Here is a 19,165-nt window from a genome sequence, read left to right on the forward strand (position 1 = left end):
GGCGCAGTCCCCGTCGCGTGCAGATTCCCGCCGCCGCTTTCCGCGATACCACGTATGAGCCAGCCTACTTCCAGCTTCGTCGACAGTTACACGCCCGCACTGCTCGCCCAGGTCAGCCAGCTGATCTCCGGCGAATTCCACGTGATCGTGCAGGCCGCCGGCTTCGAAGTTTCCGACTGGCGCGTGCTCTCCACACTCTCCGACGGCAAGGCCGTGAGCATCGGCCGCCTCGCGCAGGTCTCGGTCACCAAGCAGCCCACGGTCACGCGTCTGCTCGACCGCATGGAAGCGCAGGGTTACGTCAAGCGCATTCCGCACGAAGTGGACCGTCGCGTCACGCTCGTGCGCATCACGCCGCGCGGCCAGAAGCTCGTGTCCGCGCTGATGGAGCAAGCCAAAGCGCACGAAGAGCAGGTGCTCGCGCCGCTCGGCCAGGAGAAAGCCGAAGAACTCAAAGCGACGCTGCGCCTGCTCATCGAATTGCATCGGCCGCCCACCTGAAACCCGGGCGGCGCACGTTCAAGCCTGATCGCCCTCTGCCATCGCCGTCTCGATCGCCCGGCGAATATCGTCAGGCATGCCAATCGATTTGTGAGTCTCCAGCGAAGTGGTCACGAGCGTCTGGCGCGCGGCCATGCGCAGCACGCCATCGGCACCCGTGCATGCCCACGCGAGCGTGAGCGACTTCTCGCCCAATCGCTCGACGTCGAGCGACAACCACACTTCGTCGCCCATCTTGCTCACGGCCGTGAAATCCACTTCGAGCCGCACCGTCGGCATGCCGACACGCCGCCCGCCAATCACACCGTGATAGCCCTCGGGCAGCATCTCGTCGAACCACGCCTCGATCAAGTCGTTGAACAGCACGAAATACTGCGGATAAAACACGATGCCGGCCGGGTCGCACTCCGAGAAGTGGATCTTGTGCCTGCGCCGGAACGTTGGTGTTGCCATGCAGTCGTCTCCCATTGTTTTAGCGCGGCGCGGCGAATTTCAGGCCAGCGCGTGCCGCGCGAGCGCCGCGCGCAGCTTGTGGCCGTGTTCGTCGGCGAGCGCGGCGTCGCGCAGGTCGCGCAGCGTGGCGGGTGCGAGCTTCGCGCCCGCCTTGACCACGGCAGTCATCACCGTTTCGTAGTTCTTGAGCCCGCGCGCATGCGTGTCGCTGTAGCCCTTCACCATGCGCTGGCATTGCGCGACCTCGGTGGCGAGCGCGGGATTGATTTTCGCCGATGCGACGATCTGCGCGAGCCACGCTTCGATCCGTGCGTTTTCCAACTCGTAACGCAGCGTGCGGCGGCGCATGCCGCGCAAACGCGCGATCACGTACAGCATCAGATAGCCGCGCAGCGAACTCGTTTGCACCACGCGCCCCGCCTGCGTGTGACCGCTCACGAAACGATTCACCCAATGCGGTTGCGCGAGCCAGCGGCCCAGACCGGCCGGCAGCGTTTCGCAGATTTCTTCCAGCCGCGGATGCATAAACTCGTTGATCGCCAGCAACTGCTCCGCGTTCGCGTTGACCTCGCCGCGCACGCGCTCGAAACGCGTGCCGCGCGTCTTGAGGTCGGCCACGCGAATCACGTCTTCATACGACATCCAGAGCGCGAGGTAACGCGCCGTTTCGCGCAGCAAGGTGTCGTCGGCATCGGGAATCGCGCGGCGCAGCGAAGCAAGGCGATCGAGATAGAACCCCGCATACGCCGGGTCCTGATAGTCGATCAAGCGGCGCACGCCTTCGAGCGCGAAGGGCTGAGCCGTTTCCGGCAGTTCGGCGCGCACGCGCTCGACCAGTTTCGCGACCTCGGGATCGCGCGGCGCGGCCGCCGCCGTGGGCCCGGCGGGCTGCATTTTCGCCGCGTAATCGCTGGTTTCGGCGCCCGCATCGTTCGCGCGCCCATAGGCGAGATCGAACGCGCGCAAGCTCGGCTTCACGCCCACGCCGCCGCGCTCGATGGTTTCCTCGAACTGCTTGCGGCTGAACGGCAGCACGCCCGTGCCCGCGAGCGCGCCGAACAGGACGGCGCTGATCACGCTGCCCGTGTCCTGCGCGGCCTGCGCCATGTCGAAGCGCACGAAGCGCTTCGCGGCCTGGCTCGCGTGCTTCACGAGCGCTTCGCTGTCCACGCGGCCGTCGCCCATCGCGGTTTTTTCGGCGATGGAAAACACGCGGTGCGTGGAGGCCACGAGCGTCGTGCGGTCCGCGCTCACGAGGCCGCGCTGCACCGCGCGACCCGCTTCCATCAGCTCCGAGGCGAGCACCACGTCCACGTCGCCGGGTAGTGGCATGAGCGCAAGAATGGGCGGACGCGACTCGTTGGCTTCGTGCGGAAACAGCTCGACGTAATAGATGGTCGCGCCGGTACGCTGCGCCACGCCGGGCACCGAAGTCGTTTGCGCGAAGTAGCCGTTATGCTCGCCGAGATCGACGATCCAGTCGGCGAGCACGCCGCCGCCCTCGCCGCCCATCGCCAGAATCGCGATCTTGATCGGTTGTGTCTTCGTCATCGTCAATCCCTGGTTCAGAACGCGTAGCGCGCACGTTTGGCCGCTTCGCGACGTTGCAGCGTGCCGATCACCGCGTCGCGCACGCGCTGCTTCAGCTTGTCCCATTTCGTAGGATTGCTGATGATCTGCGCACGGTAGAACGACGGGCACAGCACCGCCGCATGCGAAACCTCGCCGCACAGACCGCAACCCACGCAGCTGTCGAGCACGCTCGCGACCGGGTCGGTGCGCAGCGGGTCGGGGTTCGGCTTGATCGACAGCGACGGACACCCGGAGAGGCGGATGCACGAGTGATCGCCGGTACAGGTATCCGAATCCACACCGAAGCGCTCGCGCACCACGCGTTCGCCCGCCGCAATGGCCTTGCGCTGCTTCGGCTTTTCGCGGCGCTGCTTGTTGAGCATGCACTCGCTCTGCGCGATCAGCACCTTCGGGCCTTTCGTACCCGTGGTGAGCGCTTCGCGCAGCGTGCCCATCATGGTCTTGAGGTCATAGGTGCGGCGCACCGTCTTGACCCATTTCACGCCCACGCCGCGCACGGCCTGCTCGATTTCGTGACCCGTGCTGCGGGTGGGATTGAGCGCCTTCGACGAGAGAATGTCCTGGCCGCCCGTGGCCGACGTATAGCTGTTGTCGACGACGATCGTGAGGTTGTCGCTGCGATTGAACACCGCGTTCGCGATGCCGCTCGTGAGACCGTTGTGCCAGAAGCCGCCGTCGCCCATCACCGAAATCGCGCGCTTGCTGCCGCTCGTGTTGAACGCGGAAGCGCTCGCGCCGCCCAGCCCGTAGCCCATCGTCGTCGCGCCGAGATTGAACGGCGGCAGGATCGAGAACAGGTGGCAGCCGATGTCGGCGCTCACGTGGTGCGGGCCGAGTTCGCGCTCGACGAGTTTCATCGCCGTGAAGATCGGGCGCTCGGGACAACCCGTGCAAAAGCCCGGCGGACGCGCATGCACGTGGGTATCGAGCGCGGGCAACGCTTCCGTCACCGCCACGGCCGTGTCGATCTCCGCCGTCGCCGTATTCGTTGCGGGCGCATCCATCGGCACGGCGGCCACCGGAATCACCTTGCGCGGCTGCGGTTGCGGCTCGAGCACGCCATAGCGCTCGAAGAACGTGCGCAGCCCCTTCATGACCGTGGCCGCGTTGTACTCGCCCGCGAGCGGCAGCATGTCCTTGCCGTGCAGCGCGACGTCCACGTTTTGCTGGCGCAGGATCGCGCTCGCGTTCTGCTCGACGAAGTTCGGCTGCCCTTCCTCGATCACGAGCACCGCGCGCTTGCCCGCGCAGAAACGCTGCCATTCGGAGTCGATGAGCGGATACGCCACGTTCATCACATAGAGCGGCACTTCCGATTCGCCGTAGACATCCGCCAGACCGAGACGCTCCAGCGCGCGCAGCACCGTGTTGTAGCTGCCGCCCTGCACCGCGATGCCGATATCGCCTGCATCGGCGGAAAAGAATTCGTTGAGCTGACGTTCTTCGATGAACTTCACGGCCGCGGGCCAGCGCTCGTGAATCTTTTCGCGCTCGTGCAGGAAGCTCGCGGGCGGCAGCACGATGCGGTCGACGTCGCGGCGCGGCTGATCGAGCGCCTGCTGGATCGTGAACGACGGCCGGCGGTTGTCGGACGCGACGAACTGGCCATGCACGTGGCACGCGCGAATCCGCAATTGCAGCATCACGGGCGTGCTGCTCGCCTCGGAGAGATCGAAGCCGTCCTTCACGGCCTGCACGATGCACGGCAGGTTCGGGCGCGGATCGAGCAGCCAGATCTGCGACTTCATCGCGAATGCGTGGCTGCGTTCCTGCATGATCGACGAGCCTTCGCCGTAATCTTCGCCGACGATGATGAGCGCGCCGCCCGTCACGCCGCCCGAGGCGAGATTGGCGAGCGCGTCCGAGGCCACGTTGGTGCCCACGGTCGCCTTGAAGGTGACCGCGCCGCGCAGCGGATAGTTGACCGACGCGGCCAGCGAGGCCGCCGCCGTGGCTTCGCTCGCGCTGTTCTCGAAGCGGATGCCGTGCTCGGAGAGGATGTCCTGCGCGTCGGCGAGCACATCCATCAAATGGGAAATGGGCGCACCCTGGTAGCCGGCCACGTAGGCCACGCCCGATTCCAGTAGCGCCTTCGTGACGGCGAGAATGCCTTCGCCGCTGAACACCTCGCCTGCGCCGAGACGCAGCTTCTTCACTTCCTCGACAAACGACCGCTCTGCCATGACCGTCCCTTCCGATGATCGACTCGTGGCGCACGACGTCGCATCGTCATGCGTGGGGCAAGTATAGTTTAGATTTAAATATTTCCAAAATCATAGTTAACCCTGCGAAAAGGCCTTCCGGCGTACGAGCGCCAGCCTTGCGCGAGGGCTAATTTCGCACGCTACAACATTCAAAATGATTCGGGAATCACGGCGTGAGGGATGCCGCGAAAAAGACCTGCGCGCAGGCGCCGACGCTGCGGTGCAGCATCGCGGCGGGCGCGCCGTGCGCCCGCCGCCGCAGCGAACTAGATGACGAGGCGCGAGACCTTCACGCCTTCGAGCGAGACACCGGCCATCAGGCCCGCGTTGGTGAGCACGAACGCCTCGACCGGGCTCGTGGCCGTGGAGGTATCGACATTGCCGTTCGCGCCCACGGTCACGACCGCGACGGTGGCGTCCGCGCCCGCCGACCAACCCTGGCTGCGCGTGAAGTCGGCCAGCGCGCCGTCGTTCATGAACGCGAAGATGATGGCCTTCGACTGCGCGCCGATCTGCAAGCCGAACGAACCGGCCACGGTGCTGTAGTAACCCGAGGTTCGGCCGCCCACGCGCAGCGCGCCCGTACCGTACTGGCCGCCGAACCAGAAGCCCGCCGCCAGAACGCGCGGGAACACGAGCACGCCGCTCGCCTTCGAAATCAGTTCCTGCGAGCCCGCCACCGTGCTGTAAAGGCGCGTGAGCGTGGCGTCCACGCCCGAGTCGATGGCATTGCGTTTGGCCGCGTTCTGCGCGGCGCTGTCCTGCGAACCCAGCGGCGTGGTCGTGCAGCCGGCGAGCGCGAGACCGCTGGCGGCGAGCGCCGCACTGGAGCTGAGGAGAAATTGACGTCGGCGCATGGGCGGATTCCTGTAGAAAAGGGCTTCGATGATGGCGCGCACCCGCCGTGGCGGACACGCAGGTCTCACAGGATAGCGCGCGTGGCCGTCTTTATGGCCCCAATAGGTCCGCGAGACGCCGGGCGGCATGGGACGGGCAGGCGGCCACGTCCGGCTATCCCTGGCGAGATAGGACCCTGCAACGGGCATCGAGTTCGATTTTCGGGCCTGGCGCGCGGTGCCGCCATGCCGCGCGCTGGCCGAACGGACAACTCGCGCAGGCCGCTTCTCGAATTGTTTCGATATCGACCGGCGTGCTCGATCGACAAAATTGAGATCGTGCTGGCGCAATCGAAATCGCCCAGCGAATGCCCTGTTTTGGCCGATCCGATCCCGTCCCTAGCGAACCGTCATGCCTGCGAGCCGCCCCGCCTCCCCCTCCCCGACGCCCCGTACCGCGCTCGCTCGCGCGTGCGACCGCGCGAGCCGCGCCGGCGTGTGGCTGCTGCCGCTGTTCTACCTGGGCTTCTTCGCGATGCTGCTGCTGATCTGGCGCGCACCCGGCGCGGCTTTCTGGCTGCCCGCCACGGCCGCGACGCTCGCGGGCACCATGAGCGTCTGGGCGCTCCTGTTCCTCACGGCAAGCCGCTTCGCGCCGCCCGAGCGTCGAACCGCCGTTTCCGCCGTTTCCGCCATTTCGGTCGATGCCGCGCGCCGCCCGGCTCGCCGGATCACGCCGCTACGCAATACGCCCATGCCCACGCGCCCGTGCAGCCAGACCTGCACCGGCGCCAACGGCGCACGGACCCAGTTCATGGTGGCCTGTTTCCACGCTGACTGCGCCGCCGCCGCGGCGACAGCAAAAGCCGACACGCCTGCGGGCTAACTCTGACATCGATCAAAAAACACTGACATATAATGAACCAGAGCCTTTCTACGCGCGCGACGTTTGCTGTCAGGCTCTGAGTCGACGCCCTTCAGATAACGCTTACAGGCGACACGCTCAAGACCATGACGAATGCAACGCAAGACGTGCGGATCGTGGTGGCCGACGATCATCCGGTCGTCCTCACGGCCATCAGCGATTACCTCAACTCCGTGCCGCGCTTCAAGGTCGTCGCGCGAGCCAACACCGGCGCGGACCTCATGGACGCCTTGCGCGGCGCGCAGTGCGACCTGATCGTCACCGACTTCTCGATGCAGGGCGAACTCGAGGACGAAGACGGCCTGCGCCTCATCAGCCGCTTGCGGCGCCAATATCCCAATACGCCGGTCGTCGTCTTCACGATGCTCACGAACGGCGGCATCCTGCACGAACTCGCGCAGCTCGGCGTAGCCGGACTGATCGGCAAGGACGAGCCAATTCCGACGCTCGGCGACGTCTGCCAGCGCGCCCTGACGGAAGCGGGCACGGCACTCTCGGCACGCATCGCCGAACGGCTTGCGAAGGAAGGCTCGACCGCGGAAGAGTTTCAGCGCAGCCACCCGCTCTCGCCGCGCGAACTCGAAGTCGTGCGGCTGTTCGCGGGCGGCTTGAGCGTTACCGAAATCTCGAAACGCCTCAACCGTTCCGTGACGACGGTCGCCACGCAAAAGCGCGCCGCGATGCGCAAGCTCCATCTCGACTCCAATGCGGATCTGATTCGCTACGCCGCTGAACACGGCTTTGCGTGATGTTCCGCGCCCACCGGCTGGACGCCCTGACGCAGCGCTCGCCCGCCGACGCCGTCGCGGCGCTCGAACGCAGCCTGAGGCGCGAACGGCGCGTGTTCACCATGCTCACGGCGCTGCTGATTTTCGCGGCGCTCTGCATGGCGGCGGTCGCGCTCGGCAGTATCGGCTTCGGCATGCTGCAGGCGCAGGCGCTGCGTGTGCGCGAAACCAGCGCGCAACTCGACAAGTTGCTCGACCGCCGCAAGGCGCTGCTGACCGGCGCGGCCACGGTGCTCGCGGCGCAACAGGCATCGAGCACCGACGACCATGCCGCCGCCGCCCCGCAGCCGCTTTGCACGCCGCTGTCCGCCGAACTCGACACGTCCCCCGACCTGCGCCGCAGTTGCGAACGCGCGGCCCAGCTCGCGGCGAGGATCGACGACGACGAGCCGCTGCTGTATCTGCGCCTGGACGGCAGCGCGGCGTACGGCTCCCAGCTCGCGACCGATGCGCGCGTACTCGCTGACAGCAACGCGCGCGTGGCCGATGCCGCGCACCTGCTCGTGGACGCCGCTCTCTTGCGCATGACCTCGCGCGGCGCGGACCCGGTCTCGGCCGCGCACGATGTCAGGGTGACGTGGTTTCGCGCGCCGCCGGGCAGCGGCGTGCCGCTCGACGTGGTGTACGGCGCGCTGAACGTGCTCAAGGACGGCAAGCCCTACGCCCTCGTCATCACCTCCGTGGATCCCGCCGCGCTCGCCCGCGCGTCTTCGCCCGACACCGGCACGCCGTTCGCCACCCTGTTCGACGCCGACAATGCCGTGCTGGACAGCCCGCTGCCCGCCGCCCGCGCGCAAGCGCTCGATCAGCGTGTTGCGAGGCTCGTGGCGGGCAGCTACCACGTGATCCCGAGCTTTGGCTGGGTGCGCCGCGTCCCGCCGCTCGACTACGACTTCGGCCACTATATGGTCGCGATTTCCTGGCCGGACGGGCTCGCGTTGATGCGCACGCCGCTCCTGCTCGTGCTGAGCCTGACCGCGGCGCTCGTCGCGATGTTGATCGCGCTCACGCGCTACTGGAATCGGCAGGTGCTCGAGCGCACTTACGACGAAGCCGCGCGCGCGCTCGAAGGCGAACTGCTCAATCACCTGCTCGTGCACGCCACGCCTGTGGGGCTGTGCATCGTGAAGCGCAGCAACTTCGAGATCGTCGTGGCGAACCAGATCGTGCGCAACGTGCTGGGCCTCGACGCCACCGCCACGCGTCTGCCAACCGCGCTCTGCGCCGCGTTCGAAACCCAGCCGGGCTGGCCCGACGTCGTGACGCGCGAACACGCCACGCCGGTGTATGAACTGCCGTTTTCGCTGACTCGTCAGGATCCCGAATCGATTCATCTCGCGATCACTTACGCGCCCGCCACCATGAACCGCGAAGACGTGATGTTCTGCGCCGTCACGGACATGTCGAAGCATTACGAGGTCGAACGCCTGTTGCGCGAAGCGAAACGCCTGAGCGACGAGGCCGCACGCGCCAAAGTCAGTTTCTTCGCGGCGATGAGCCACGAGATTCGCACGCCGCTCGCGTCGCTCGTCGGCAATATCGAACTGGTGGCGCGCGGGCCGCTCGCGCCCGAACAAGGCGCGCGCGTGCAGGCGATGGAGATTTCAGCCGCCGAATTGCTGCAGATCGTGAGCGACGTGCTCGATTTTTCGAAGATCGACGTGGGCCAGATGAAGCTCACTGAAACGCCGGGCTCGATCGCCGCGCTGCTGGTGCGCATCGCGCTGGCGCATGCGCCGCTCGCGGTGCGTCAGCGTCTGCCGTTTTACCTCGTGATGGATCGCGCGATTCCGGCGCAACGGCAATTCGATTCGATTCGCGTGGCACAGATCGTCAACAACCTGCTGAGCAACGCGTTCAAGTTCACGCACTCGGGCAAGATCGTGTTGCGCGCGCGCTGGCGCGACGACACGCTGGTGCTCGGCGTGAGCGATTCGGGCGGCGGCATTCCCGACGACCTCAAGCCGCAGCTCTTTCAGCCCTTTACGCAAGGCGACGCGCATCGACTCACGCAGGCGCGCGGCACCGGACTCGGCCTGACGATCTGCGCGCGGCTCGCGGCGTTGATGCAGGGGCGCATCGAACTCGACAGCACGCAAGGCGTGGGCACGCGGGTAACGGTCACGCTGCCGCTGCGCCACGTGGAAGACGTCGAAACCGACGCCGACGAACCCAGCGCCGGCGAGGCGTGGACGCTGCCCGACGCGCATCCGGCGTTGCTCTGCCGCGCGCCCGAGAATCGCGAATGGCTCGCGAATCTCTACGATACGCGCACGAGCACGCCGACCTTTCTCACACCCGGCGAGACGCCGCGCGAAGACGGCCACGACTACCTGCTCGTCACCGACGAGTTCACGCGCGACGAAGTGCGTACGCTCTGGCCCGACAGCGCGAAAATCGTATGGCTACGCCAGGACGGCCCACTCGTGCCGATCGTGCGCGACGACGGTTCGGTCGAAGTGAGCCTGTACAGCCTCACGGGTATCCGCGCCGCCACGCGGATGATCGCGCGCGACGGTCGCGCCACTCGGGATAACAACGCCGATTCGCCTGCCGGGACGTCGCGGGTTGCGGCAATAGCCGACGAACATTTCGCAGCCCTGACCGTCCTGATCGCCGAGGACAACCTGCTCAATCGCGGCTTGCTGCGCGACCAGTTGCGCACGCTCGGCGCGCATACCGTGGAAGCGAAGGACGGCGAAGAGGCGCTCGCGCGGCTCGAGGATCGCCACGTCGACCTCGTGCTCACCGACATCAACATGCCCGTCATGAACGGCTTCGAATTGCTCGCGGCGGCGCGCGAGCGCTATCCCGACCTGCGCATCTACGGGCTCAGTTCCAACGCGTTGCCCGAGCACATCGAAGAAGGCCGCGCGCTGGGATTCACCGACTATCTGAGCAAGCCGGTCGCGCTGGCCGACCTCGCGCGCGTGCTCGCGGCTACGGCGGCCATCGTCGTTCCGGCGCAACATCATGAGGAATCCGTAGCGCTGGATAGCGACGATGAACCGCCGCGCTTTCCCACGCTCACGCCCGCGCTCGCGCCGCTGTTCGTCGAGCAGGCCGAACGCGATCTCGACGATTACGCTGAAATTGCCCGCCTGCGCGACTGGGCAAGGCTGAGCGACTGGGCGCATCGCGTGTCGGGAGGCGTGGCCGTGCTCGGCCCTTCGATGCTCAATGAAGCGTGCCTCGAATTGCGCGCGACGATGCGCGAAGCCGGCGCATGGACCGACGACGTGAGCGATCTCGCAGCGGCCGTGGCCGAGGAACTCGAAGCCTTTCGCACGCTGGCCGCGCAACGCGACGCCGTGTAAGCTCTCAGCGCTTCTTGAGGAACTCGGGTGCCCCCTGCGCTTGCAGCGGACAGGCACCGCGTTGCAGGCGCACGCACCATTGCCGCAACGCCGTGGCTTCGACCGGACAGCATTGCGTCGAGCGTGGCGTCACCGGTTGGCACGCCTCCCTGCGCAGCGCAAAGGCAGGCGGCAGCGCGAGATCGCAAACCGTTTCGTGCGCACCGCGCGCCATGGGCGCGAATGAGGTACGCGTGTCGTCGCCCGAGGCGGCTTGATGAAACCGCAAACTGGGCGTCCAGCGCACACCCGGTGCGCGGCGAAAACCGAAGGCTGACATGAGAGCGTTCCCGCCCTTTCGGGGCGGCTCCTTGGCGTCGTATCGATGATGCCGATGATCGCGCGCACCGCTTGCCCGGCCTATCGAAGCCCTTCTAAAACACTTGCCGCCGCGACATGGTGCCGCGCTGATAACCGCCCTCAGAAGGGCTTTCGGGCATGCTCAAAAACGGCGCAGCGTGTTAGACTGCGCCGCGCAATCGCTCTCATTCTCATGAACCTTCGCAAGCATTCACTGCTGACCGCATGGGCTGGCCTCGTCGCCATGTGGCTCATCGTGCTTGCGCCGCTCGTGAGTCAACTCGTGGCCGCGCAACACGCGCACGAGCCGGTTTCCGCGCTGTGTTCGGCCTTGCAGCCCGCGTCGAATACGCCGGACGTGCAGCATCTTTCGCACGACGACGCCTTCGGCGCCTGCGGCTACTGCCATCTGCTCGAACATCACGTGGCGATGCCCTCCGTTGCCGTCCCCGAGCCCATGCCCGCGCTCGCGGTCGCACGCGAGGCCGTGGCGCCGCTTTCCACCCGCTTCGTCCCCTTAGGCGCCTTCCCTTCGGGCAGGCCGCGCGCCCCACCCGTCGTTTCCTGATTTCCGCTCCCGGCCGTTGATCCGCGCGTCGATCGTGTGCACCTGCACACATCGGCATCGTTCGATCTTCGTGATGCATTCGCGCGCGCGGCCATTCGCTCATCCCTATCAGGAAACCGCTTCATGTCCACGCCCGTTACGCGTGGCGCTGGCGTTCGCCCCCGCGAACGCGCAACGCCGCGCGCGCTGCGGCACGCCTGGCGCTTCGCGCTCGGCTTCGTGCCCCTTTCTCTCGCCGCGCCGTTCGCCGCTGCGCAAACGCCAGCCGCCGCCGATTCGGCCACGCTGCCCACGGTCAGCGTCAGTGCAAGCGGCAGTTCGTCGGCCGGCGCCGCCACGCCCGCCGTCGACCCCAATCTGCCGGCCACGGTCGAAACCGTCACGCCTGCGCAGTTTCGCAACTGGAACGTCGTCAACACCGAAGACGTGCTCAAGTACCTGCCGAATCTCGCGGTGCGCAAGCGCTTCACCGGCGACCTGAATTCGATCATCGCGGTGCGCGGCACGAGCAACTCGCAGAGCGCGCGCGGCCTGGTGTATGCCGACGGCCTGCTGCTCTCGAATCTGCTCGGCAACAGCTATAGCTTTCCGCCGCGCTGGTCGATGGTGTTCCCCGACCAGATCCAGCAGGTGGACGTGATTTACGGCCCGTATTCCGCGCTCTATCCCGGCAATTCGCTCGGCGCGACCGTGCTCATCACCACGCGCATGCCGAAGCAGTTCGAGGCCACCGCCGACGTGAAGGCGTTCACGCAGCATTTCAGCCTGTATGGTGTCAACCAGAACTTCAACGGCAGCGAAACGAGCGCGTCGATCGGCGACCGCATCGGCAAATTTTCCTACCTGCTGGGCGTGAATCATCTGGAGAACACCAGCCAGCCGCTGCAGTTCGCCACGCTGTCCCAATCGACGAAACCGGCCCAGGCCGGCGACGTGCCCGTGCATGGCGCGTACTTCTACAACAATCAGACCAACACGCCCACGGTCGTGCTCGGCGTGAACGGCGAAGGCATCGAGCACACCGTGCAGGACCAGTTCAAGCTGCGCATGCAGTACGACTTCACGCCCACGGTGCAAGGCGGCGTGACACTCGGCTACTGGCATCAAACCTACGACAGCGCGGCCTCGACGTTTCTCTACGACGCGAACGGCAAACCGATCTATAGCGGAAACGTCTCGATCAACGGCTACGAGTACAGCATTCCCGCCGCCGCGCTCGCGCCCAGCCGCGGCTGGAGCGAGAACTGGCTCTACGGCGCCTCGCTGCGTACGCATCAGGCCACGGGCTGGAACGCCGAAGCCATCGCTTCGTACTACGACGTGAGCAACAGCGTGGCACGCACGGCCAACGCGGGCGGCCCGGGCAACGGTCCCGGCACAATGACGCTCGGCAACGGCACCGGCTGGAAAACGCTCGATCTCAAAGCCACGTGGACACCGGCCACGCCCACCGCCGGACCTGGCGCGCACTGGCTCACGTTCGGCTATCACTACGACGACTACGCGCTCGACAACCAGACCTACAACACGCTCGCGTGGCGCGATGGCGGCGCGGCCAGTTTCGCCAACGCATTCGCGGGCAAAACGGAAACCCAGGCCGTCTACGCGCAGGACGCCTGGCGCTTTCTGCCGCGCTGGAAACTCGTGTACGGCGTGCGCTACGAAGACTGGCACGCGTACGACGGGTATCAGGCGCTCGGCGGCGCGACGGTGCCGTATGCGAACGTGGGCGATCGCCACTATTCCCCGAAAGCCTCGCTCTCGTTCGATCTCACCGACGACCTCACGTTGCGCGCCTCCATCGCGCGCGCGTACCGCTTCCCCACGGTGAGCGAACTGTTCCAGGGGCAAGTGAACGGCTCCTCGATCGTCAACAACAATCCGAACCTGCGCCCCGAAAACGATCTCTCGAAAGAGCTGAGCGCCGAATGGGCGCACTGGAACGGTCTGTTTCGCTTCACGCTGTTTCAGGACGACGTGAAGAACACGATCTTCAGCCAGACCGACACGACCGTGATTCCCAACGTCACGAATTTCCAGAACATCGGCAAAGTGCGCTCGCGCGGCGTGGAAACCAGTTATCAAGGCGAAGACGTGGTCCTGCGCGGTTTCGACTTCGGCGCGAGTGTGGCTTATACGCAGTCGAAGATCGTCGAGAACGCGCAGAACCCGGCCAGCGTGGGCAAGTACTTCTATCGCATTCCGCTGTGGCGCGTGAATGCGGTCGCCACCTGGCGTTTCGACGCGCATTCGGCCATGACGCTGGCCGCGCGCTATTCGGGGCGGCAGTACAACACGCTCACCAATACCGATACGAATCCGGACGTGTTCGGCGGCACCAGCAGCTATATCGTCGCCGATGCGAAATTCACCTACAGGCCGACGAAAAAGAGCGAGATCGGCGTGGGCATCGACAATATTTTCGACACGCGCTACTTCGTCTATCACCCCTATCCGGGCCGCACGTTCTATGTCGAAGCGAAGCTCGGCATCTGAATCCTTTGATTCGTAATCCTGATTCATTGAGCAAGGAGACAGTCATGTCCGATCGAACCATTGCCTCGGCGCAGCCCGGTTATCGCACGCTGTGGCGCTGGCATTTTTATGCCGGCCTCTTCGTCATGCCCTTTCTCGTGGTGCTGGCGATCACGGGCACGATCTATTGCTTCCAGCCGCAGATCGAGCCGTTGCTGTATCCGCATCGGCTCGTGGTGGCGCCGCAAGCCTCGCCGCGTTTGCCCACCGATGCGTTGCTGGCTCGCGCACACAACGCCTTGCCGCCCGGCGCGCGAGCGTTGCGCGCGCATGTCGAGTCGAATCCCGCGCGCAGCGCGGAATTTGTGTTCGCGCTGCCGGACGGCACGAAGCAAAGCGTTTACGTGAACCCCTACGATGGCGCGGTGCTCGGCACGCTCGACGTCGATCGGCGCTTCATGCAAATCGATCGCATGCTGCATCGCAAGCTCCTGCTCGGCAAGCCCGGCGAACTGCTGATGGAACTGGCCGCGTGCTGGACGCTCGTGATGATCGGCACGGGCGTCGCGCTCTGGTGGCCGCGCGCGGGCACCACGTTGCGCGCGGCGTTGCTGCCGCGCTGGCGCGCGCAGGGGCGGCCGTTCTGGAAAAGCCTGCACGCGTTCGTCGGCATCTGGCTCGCGGCGGGCGCGCTCGCGTTCGTGCTGAGCGGCCTGCCCTGGACGGGTTCGTGGGGCCAGCAGTTCAAGGCGCTCGCCACGCGCCTGAGTCTCGGTGCGCCGGAAGGGTCGTGGGGCGGCTTGCGACTGACCTCGTCGATACCGGGTGCGGCCGCAAAAGACACCCACACGAACGCGGCCGCCGGTCACTCCGCGCATGCGGGCCACGACATGGCGTCGATGCCCGGCATGGTCATGGACGACTTGCCACTGCCGCTCGTGCCTTGGGCCGTGGGCGCGATGCCCGTGCCGCAATCGCCGGATACCGCGCCATCCGGCGCGAACGGTCCGCGCTGGACGCTCGACCAGGTCCTCGCGCAAATGCGTGCGCTCGGCGTGCAGAGCGGCTACGACATCGCCCTGCCCGCCACGCGCGACGGTGTGTATACGGTCTCGTACTTCCCGCCCGATCCGAAGGCCGAGCGCACCGTGTATATCGACCAGTACAGCGGTGCCGTGCTCAAGGACATTCGATATGAAGATTACGGCGCGATTTCGCAAGCCGTTTCGTATGGCACTTCCCTGCATATGGGCCGCTACTTCGGTCTCGCGAATCAGTTGATTTGCGCGGCGATTTCGCTGGGGCTGGGCGCGCTCGCGGTGACGGGTTTCGTGATGTGGTGGCTGCGTCGTCCCGCGCGTGCGAGCGGCCTGGCTGCGCCTTCGCGTGAACGCGCCGCGCCGCCGCTGCGCGCCTGGAAAACGGGCCTCGTGCTGCTCGGCATCGTGTTTCCGCTGATGGGCGCGACGCTCGTGGCCGTGTGGTTGCTCGATCGCGTTGCCTTCGGCCGCGCGGCGAGGCTGTCGTCTTCCTGACGATCGAAGCGCGTATCAAAGCGCATCAACGCTCGTCATCGAGAAGGTAAGCAAAGGTCCACGCGCTGCGGTAATCTGCGGACACAATTGCGTCTGAACCCGGCGGCACGGTCCGGTTTCAAACGTGTATCTCCGGGAGATCATCGTGTTGCGGCTCATTTCGGCATTGAGTGCGGCGGCAGTCCTCGCGGGCTGCGTCGCGTGGCCACCGTATCAAGGGTATGGCTATTACCCCGGCTATTACGGCGGCTATGGCTACGACTACGCGTACCCCTACGATTACGGCGCGCCCTACGCTTATGGTTACGGCTACTACCCGGGCTATTTCGGCGCGGGTTATGGCGGCATCGCCATCTGGGGCGGCGGCGGTTGCTGCTACTACCACCACGGCTGGAATCACGGCGGATGGCACGGCGGCCACGGCGGCTGGCATGGCGGTGGCGGCGGTTGGCACGGCGGTGGCGGCACGTGGCAAGGCGGCGGCATGGGCATGGGCCACGGCGGCCGCGGGCGCTGACGTTAGCGATCGTGTGCTCGCGGCGCACGCGCCGCCCGCACGTGCCGCCTTCAGGCTGACATTTACACGCGCCCGTTCACCGGAATCGAAGCGCCCGTGATCGATTGCGCCTCGGCGCTCAGCAGGAACGCGATCAGCGCGGCAATCTCGGCCGCCGGCACCCAGCGCGAAAAATCGGCGTCAGGCATGTCAGTGCGATTTTGCGGCGTGTCGATAATGCTCGGCAGAATCGCATTCACGGTCACGCGCTTGTCCTTCAACTCTTCGGCAAGCGCCTCGGTCAAGCGCGCCACGCCTGCCTTCGAAGCCGCGTAAGCGCCCATCCCCAAGCCCGCCTTTTGCCCCGCGCCCGCGCCGATATTGACGATACGACCCGCGCCGCTCGCCACCAAATAAGGCATGGCGGCCTTCGCGGCATTGAGCGCCGTTTTCACGTTGAGATCGAACATCAGGTCCCACGTGCTCGCGTCGCCTTCGGCAATGGTTTCCCAGCGGAATGCGCCCGCCGTGTTCACCAGCGCGTCGATTGCACCGAGTGTCGTTTGCACCTCGCGAAACGCCGCCAATGCCGCGTTCGCGTCGACGAGATCGACACCGCCCACGCACAACGCGTTCTCGAGCGACGCGGGCAACGTGCTCGCCTCGGGCGCCGCGCCGCGGCCGATCAATGCCACGCGCGCGCCGCGCTGCGCGAGTCCTTGCGCCGTGGCCATGCCGAGGCTGCCGAAGCCGCCCGTGATCGCCACGATCTTGCCGCTCAGTGTTTCATTCGAACGCATTTCCATAACCTTCCTACCTCGATGCAAGTGTTTCGATACGCGCCGCACTTTGCATGCAAACGCCGCTGGCGCAACGTTACGCGAGGCGGCGGCATCGGGCAACCGCGAATGCGCCTTGCGGCGCCGCTCATACTTTCGTGCGCACCGGTGCGAGCGCGCGTTGCTGGCGCAGATTCTCGGTGGTTTCGCCGTGGCCGTCGGCGCTCCAGCCCGGCGGCAGGAACACGTAGCGCAGCGCCGTCCAGAGATCGCGCGCCGTGAACACGTCGCGCAACAGTGTGCCCCAATGTTCCAGTTCGACGACGAGCGGATTGCGCGACCGCGTGGGCGTGACGAGGCCATAACGGCACGGTTCGTCGGCGCGCTCTTCGACATAAGTGCCGAACAGCCGATCGAAAATAATCAGGACTCCGCCGTAATTCGCGTCGAGATAGTCGACATTCGACGCATGATGCACGCGGTGATTCGACGGCGTGTTGAACACGGACTCGAACCAGCCGAGCTTCGGAATCCACGTGGTGTGCAGCCAGAACTGGTACAGCAGATTGAACGACAGGATCGCGAGCACCACTTCGGGGCGCACGCCGAGCCACACGAGCGGCGCGAAAAACATCGCCGGGCCCGTGAGTTTGCCGGTCCAGCCGAGCCGGTAAGCCGAAGACAGCGTGAGCTGATTCGGCGAATGATGCACCGCGTGCGTGGCCCAGAAGAAACGGATGCGGTGCGACGCGCGGTGATACCAGTAATAGCAGAACTCCTGGCCGATAAAGATCGGCAGCGCGAGCAGCATGCTGTCGACCGGCAGCGTGAACAGCCGATGCTGCCACGCGAAATCGAAGATCGGCGTGGCCAGCGAGAGCGGCAGCAACGCGAACAGTTTGCGCCCCGCGAGATCGGCGAGCGAGAGCCCGACCTCGGACCAGTCGAACGCGGCTTGCGACGCGCGACGCTTTTTGAACGTGAGCACGCACGCTTCGATCAACGAAACGCCGACGATGAACAACGTGACATACAACGCGATTTTTCCGGTGGTGAGCATGATCCTCTGCCTGATTCGATGTCAATGCGGTGAACGAAGACGCGGCGCATAGCGGCGAAAAATCCCGGTGTCGCGTCGAATGAGTGGCACTGTAGAGGCGCGCCGCGCGAAACACCACGCGCAAACTATGTCGCCCGATGTCACGCGCCGTGCCGTGCGGCGCCGCGTTGGCCCGCGCGGCACGGCGCGCGGGCCCGCTCCGCAAACCGTGTAACCGCGCGACATTTTTCAGTGCGCGACATCGGAAAAGCGCGGTCCTATAGTTCGTTCCGCTGACACGCCAGCCGTGCCGATCGCAACAACGAACTCAAGGACTTGTGATGAAAACGCTCTCTCTCGTGGCTCCCGCGCTCATTGGCGCCGTTATCGGTCTCGCCAGCGCGCCCGCCTTCGCCGGCTGGTCCGGCCACGGCACCGCCTACACGCCGCACGGCACCTACAACGGCGCGCATGCCGGCTCGTGCGGCGGCGGCAGCTGCTCGCATGCGGGCGGCGTGGTCGGCCCCTGGGGCGGTGTCGCCACGAACACGGGCACGGTCACGCGCACCGCACCCGGCCAGTTCGCCAACAGCGGCACGGCGGTTGGCCCGAACGGGCGTTCGGTTCAACACTCGGGCGACACGAACTGCGCGAACGGCACCTGCTCGCACACGGGTTCGCTCGAGGGCTCGGACGGCCGCAGCGCGACGACCTCGGGCAGCGTGACGCGCACCGCGCCGGGCCAATATGCGTCCACCGGCACGGTCACCACGGGCAGCGGCAACGTCTACGACCATTCGGCCTCGGCCAGTTGCGCGGGCTCGACCTGCGGGCGCTCGGGCACCGTCAACGGCCCCGCGGGCGGCAGCGTGTCTCACGCGGGCGGCGCCACCGGCATCGGCACGGGCGTCGTCACGACGGGCGGCGGCTCGACCGTGGTGCACGGCGGTACCGTCACGACGGGTGGCGCGACGGTCGTGCACGGCGCATCGGTCACCACCGTCGGGACCACCGTGGCTGTCGTGCCCGCGCCTGCGCCGGTCGTGGTTGCCCCGCCGCCGGGCGGCACCGTGTACGTCGCGCCGAAGCCGGTGTACGTCACGCCGCCGCCGAAAACTGTGTACGTGGCCGCGCCCGCTCCGAAGGTCGTTTATGTCGCGCCGCCCGCGCCCAAGGTCATCTACGTGGCGCGCCCGCTGCCGCGCCCCGTGTATATCGCGCCGCGTCCGGCCGTCTGGGTGCCGGGCCATTGGGCGGGCGGCTTCTGGGTGCCCGCGCACTGGGCGTGAAATCCGGCGCATCCGTCACGTCGCAACC

Annotated in this window: 16 protein-coding genes; 9 read left to right on the forward strand and 7 right to left on the reverse strand. The window is 66.3% G+C overall.

All coding sequences use genetic code 11. From position 1 onward, the window contains the following. Positions 1–54 precede the first annotated feature (54 nt). Positions 55–501 (forward strand): MarR family winged helix-turn-helix transcriptional regulator, encoded by a 447-nt coding sequence (locus FAZ98_RS15625; RefSeq protein ID WP_158952226.1) that lies wholly within the window; start codon positions 55–57, stop codon positions 499–501. A gap of 18 nt (positions 502–519) precedes the next feature. Here FAZ98_RS15625 and FAZ98_RS15630 read toward each other — a convergent pair whose 3' ends face one another. The 4 genes from FAZ98_RS15630 to FAZ98_RS15645 all read right to left on the reverse strand — a co-directional run bounded on the left by FAZ98_RS15630 (position 520) and on the right by FAZ98_RS15645 (position 5,608). Beyond that, a complete protein-coding gene (locus FAZ98_RS15630; protein ID WP_158952227.1) occupies positions 520–954 on the reverse strand; it encodes an acyl-CoA thioesterase in 435 nt (144 codons plus the stop codon). A 39-nt stretch (positions 955–993) separates the two neighbouring features. Beyond that, positions 994–2,505 (reverse strand): indolepyruvate oxidoreductase subunit beta family protein, encoded by a 1,512-nt coding sequence (locus tag FAZ98_RS15635; RefSeq protein WP_158952228.1) that lies wholly within the window; start codon positions 2,503–2,505, stop codon positions 994–996. Between the two features lie 14 nt (positions 2,506–2,519). Continuing rightward, the gene (locus tag FAZ98_RS15640; protein ID WP_158952229.1) at positions 2,520–4,730 is read right to left on the reverse strand and encodes a thiamine pyrophosphate-dependent enzyme; all 2,211 of its coding nucleotides are present in this window, start codon (positions 4,728–4,730) and stop codon (positions 2,520–2,522) included. A 287-nt stretch (positions 4,731–5,017) separates the two neighbouring features. Continuing rightward, the gene (locus tag FAZ98_RS15645) at positions 5,018–5,608 is read right to left on the reverse strand and encodes a BPSL1445 family SYLF domain-containing lipoprotein (RefSeq protein WP_158952230.1); all 591 of its coding nucleotides are present in this window, start codon (positions 5,606–5,608) and stop codon (positions 5,018–5,020) included. 391 nt (positions 5,609–5,999) lie between these two features. Here FAZ98_RS15645 and FAZ98_RS15650 point away from each other — a divergent pair, with 391 nt between their 5' ends. The 3 genes from FAZ98_RS15650 (at position 6,000) to FAZ98_RS15660 (ending at position 10,617) form a co-directional block, all read left to right on the forward strand. Then, positions 6,000–6,473 (forward strand): hypothetical protein, encoded by a 474-nt coding sequence (locus tag FAZ98_RS15650; protein WP_158952231.1) that lies wholly within the window; start codon positions 6,000–6,002, stop codon positions 6,471–6,473. 125 nt (positions 6,474–6,598) lie between these two features. Further along, positions 6,599–7,261, forward strand: coding sequence for a response regulator transcription factor (locus FAZ98_RS15655; protein ID WP_158952232.1), 663 nt, complete (start codon positions 6,599–6,601; stop codon positions 7,259–7,261). Beyond that, complete coding sequence (locus FAZ98_RS15660; protein WP_158952233.1) at positions 7,261–10,617, forward strand: ATP-binding protein; 3,357 nt, start codon at positions 7,261–7,263, stop codon at positions 10,615–10,617. The genes FAZ98_RS15655 and FAZ98_RS15660 overlap by 1 nt, the downstream gene beginning before the upstream one ends. A gap of 4 nt (positions 10,618–10,621) precedes the next feature. On the opposite strand, the gene FAZ98_RS15665 is transcribed toward FAZ98_RS15660, so the two are convergent. Further along, the gene (locus FAZ98_RS15665) at positions 10,622–10,936 is read right to left on the reverse strand and encodes a hypothetical protein (protein ID WP_158952234.1); all 315 of its coding nucleotides are present in this window, start codon (positions 10,934–10,936) and stop codon (positions 10,622–10,624) included. Positions 10,937–11,149: 213 nt separating this feature from the next. Here FAZ98_RS15665 and FAZ98_RS15670 point away from each other — a divergent pair, with 213 nt between their 5' ends. The 4 genes from FAZ98_RS15670 (at position 11,150) to FAZ98_RS15685 (ending at position 16,051) form a co-directional block, all read left to right on the forward strand. Further along, complete coding sequence (locus FAZ98_RS15670; RefSeq protein ID WP_158952235.1) at positions 11,150–11,524, forward strand: DUF2946 domain-containing protein; 375 nt, start codon at positions 11,150–11,152, stop codon at positions 11,522–11,524. Between the two features lie 123 nt (positions 11,525–11,647). After that, positions 11,648–14,020: a TonB-dependent receptor gene (locus tag FAZ98_RS15675; RefSeq protein WP_158952236.1), complete on the forward strand. Its 2,373-nt coding sequence runs from the start codon at positions 11,648–11,650 to the stop codon at positions 14,018–14,020. Between the two features lie 44 nt (positions 14,021–14,064). Then, positions 14,065–15,534, forward strand: coding sequence for a PepSY-associated TM helix domain-containing protein (locus FAZ98_RS15680; RefSeq protein WP_158952237.1), 1,470 nt, complete (start codon positions 14,065–14,067; stop codon positions 15,532–15,534). A gap of 145 nt (positions 15,535–15,679) precedes the next feature. Continuing rightward, positions 15,680–16,051, forward strand: a complete 372-nt coding sequence (locus FAZ98_RS15685; protein ID WP_158952238.1) for a hypothetical protein — start codon at positions 15,680–15,682, stop codon at positions 16,049–16,051. Positions 16,052–16,113: 62 nt separating this feature from the next. Here the strand turns inward: FAZ98_RS15685 and FAZ98_RS15690 are convergent, their stop codons facing one another. Together FAZ98_RS15690 and FAZ98_RS15695 are read right to left on the reverse strand one after the other, a co-directional pair. After that, the gene (locus FAZ98_RS15690) at positions 16,114–16,830 is read right to left on the reverse strand and encodes an SDR family NAD(P)-dependent oxidoreductase (RefSeq protein ID WP_158952239.1); all 717 of its coding nucleotides are present in this window, start codon (positions 16,828–16,830) and stop codon (positions 16,114–16,116) included. A gap of 127 nt (positions 16,831–16,957) precedes the next feature. Beyond that, positions 16,958–17,869 (reverse strand): sterol desaturase family protein, encoded by a 912-nt coding sequence (locus FAZ98_RS15695; protein WP_158952240.1) that lies wholly within the window; start codon positions 17,867–17,869, stop codon positions 16,958–16,960. A 320-nt stretch (positions 17,870–18,189) separates the two neighbouring features. Here FAZ98_RS15695 and FAZ98_RS15700 point away from each other — a divergent pair, with 320 nt between their 5' ends. Beyond that, complete coding sequence (locus tag FAZ98_RS15700) at positions 18,190–19,137, forward strand: hypothetical protein (RefSeq protein ID WP_158952241.1); 948 nt, start codon at positions 18,190–18,192, stop codon at positions 19,135–19,137. The last annotated feature ends 28 nt before the right edge of the window (positions 19,138–19,165 follow it).

The sequence above is a fragment of the Paraburkholderia acidisoli genome, from assembly GCF_009789675.1.
In the GTDB taxonomy this organism is placed as follows: domain Bacteria; phylum Pseudomonadota; class Gammaproteobacteria; order Burkholderiales; family Burkholderiaceae; genus Paraburkholderia; species Paraburkholderia acidisoli.

Coding starts and splice junctions, on each gene's coding strand:
- FAZ98_RS15625 (WP_158952226.1), top strand. CDS start 55: ATGAGCCAGCCTACTTCCAGCTTCGTCGACAGTTACACGCCCGCACTG.
- FAZ98_RS15630 (WP_158952227.1), bottom strand. CDS start 954: ATGGCAACACCAACGTTCCGGCGCAGGCACAAGATCCACTTCTCGGAG.
- FAZ98_RS15635 (WP_158952228.1), bottom strand. CDS start 2,505: ATGACGAAGACACAACCGATCAAGATCGCGATTCTGGCGATGGGCGGC.
- FAZ98_RS15640 (WP_158952229.1), bottom strand. CDS start 4,730: ATGGCAGAGCGGTCGTTTGTCGAGGAAGTGAAGAAGCTGCGTCTCGGC.
- FAZ98_RS15645 (WP_158952230.1), bottom strand. CDS start 5,608: ATGCGCCGACGTCAATTTCTCCTCAGCTCCAGTGCGGCGCTCGCCGCC.
- FAZ98_RS15650 (WP_158952231.1), top strand. CDS start 6,000: ATGCCTGCGAGCCGCCCCGCCTCCCCCTCCCCGACGCCCCGTACCGCG.
- FAZ98_RS15655 (WP_158952232.1), top strand. CDS start 6,599: ATGACGAATGCAACGCAAGACGTGCGGATCGTGGTGGCCGACGATCAT.
- FAZ98_RS15660 (WP_158952233.1), top strand. CDS start 7,261: ATGTTCCGCGCCCACCGGCTGGACGCCCTGACGCAGCGCTCGCCCGCC.
- FAZ98_RS15665 (WP_158952234.1), bottom strand. CDS start 10,936: ATGTCAGCCTTCGGTTTTCGCCGCGCACCGGGTGTGCGCTGGACGCCC.
- FAZ98_RS15670 (WP_158952235.1), top strand. CDS start 11,150: ATGAACCTTCGCAAGCATTCACTGCTGACCGCATGGGCTGGCCTCGTC.
- FAZ98_RS15675 (WP_158952236.1), top strand. CDS start 11,648: ATGTCCACGCCCGTTACGCGTGGCGCTGGCGTTCGCCCCCGCGAACGC.
- FAZ98_RS15680 (WP_158952237.1), top strand. CDS start 14,065: ATGTCCGATCGAACCATTGCCTCGGCGCAGCCCGGTTATCGCACGCTG.
- FAZ98_RS15690 (WP_158952239.1), bottom strand. CDS start 16,830: ATGCGTTCGAATGAAACACTGAGCGGCAAGATCGTGGCGATCACGGGC.
- FAZ98_RS15695 (WP_158952240.1), bottom strand. CDS start 17,869: ATGCTCACCACCGGAAAAATCGCGTTGTATGTCACGTTGTTCATCGTC.
- FAZ98_RS15700 (WP_158952241.1), top strand. CDS start 18,190: ATGAAAACGCTCTCTCTCGTGGCTCCCGCGCTCATTGGCGCCGTTATC.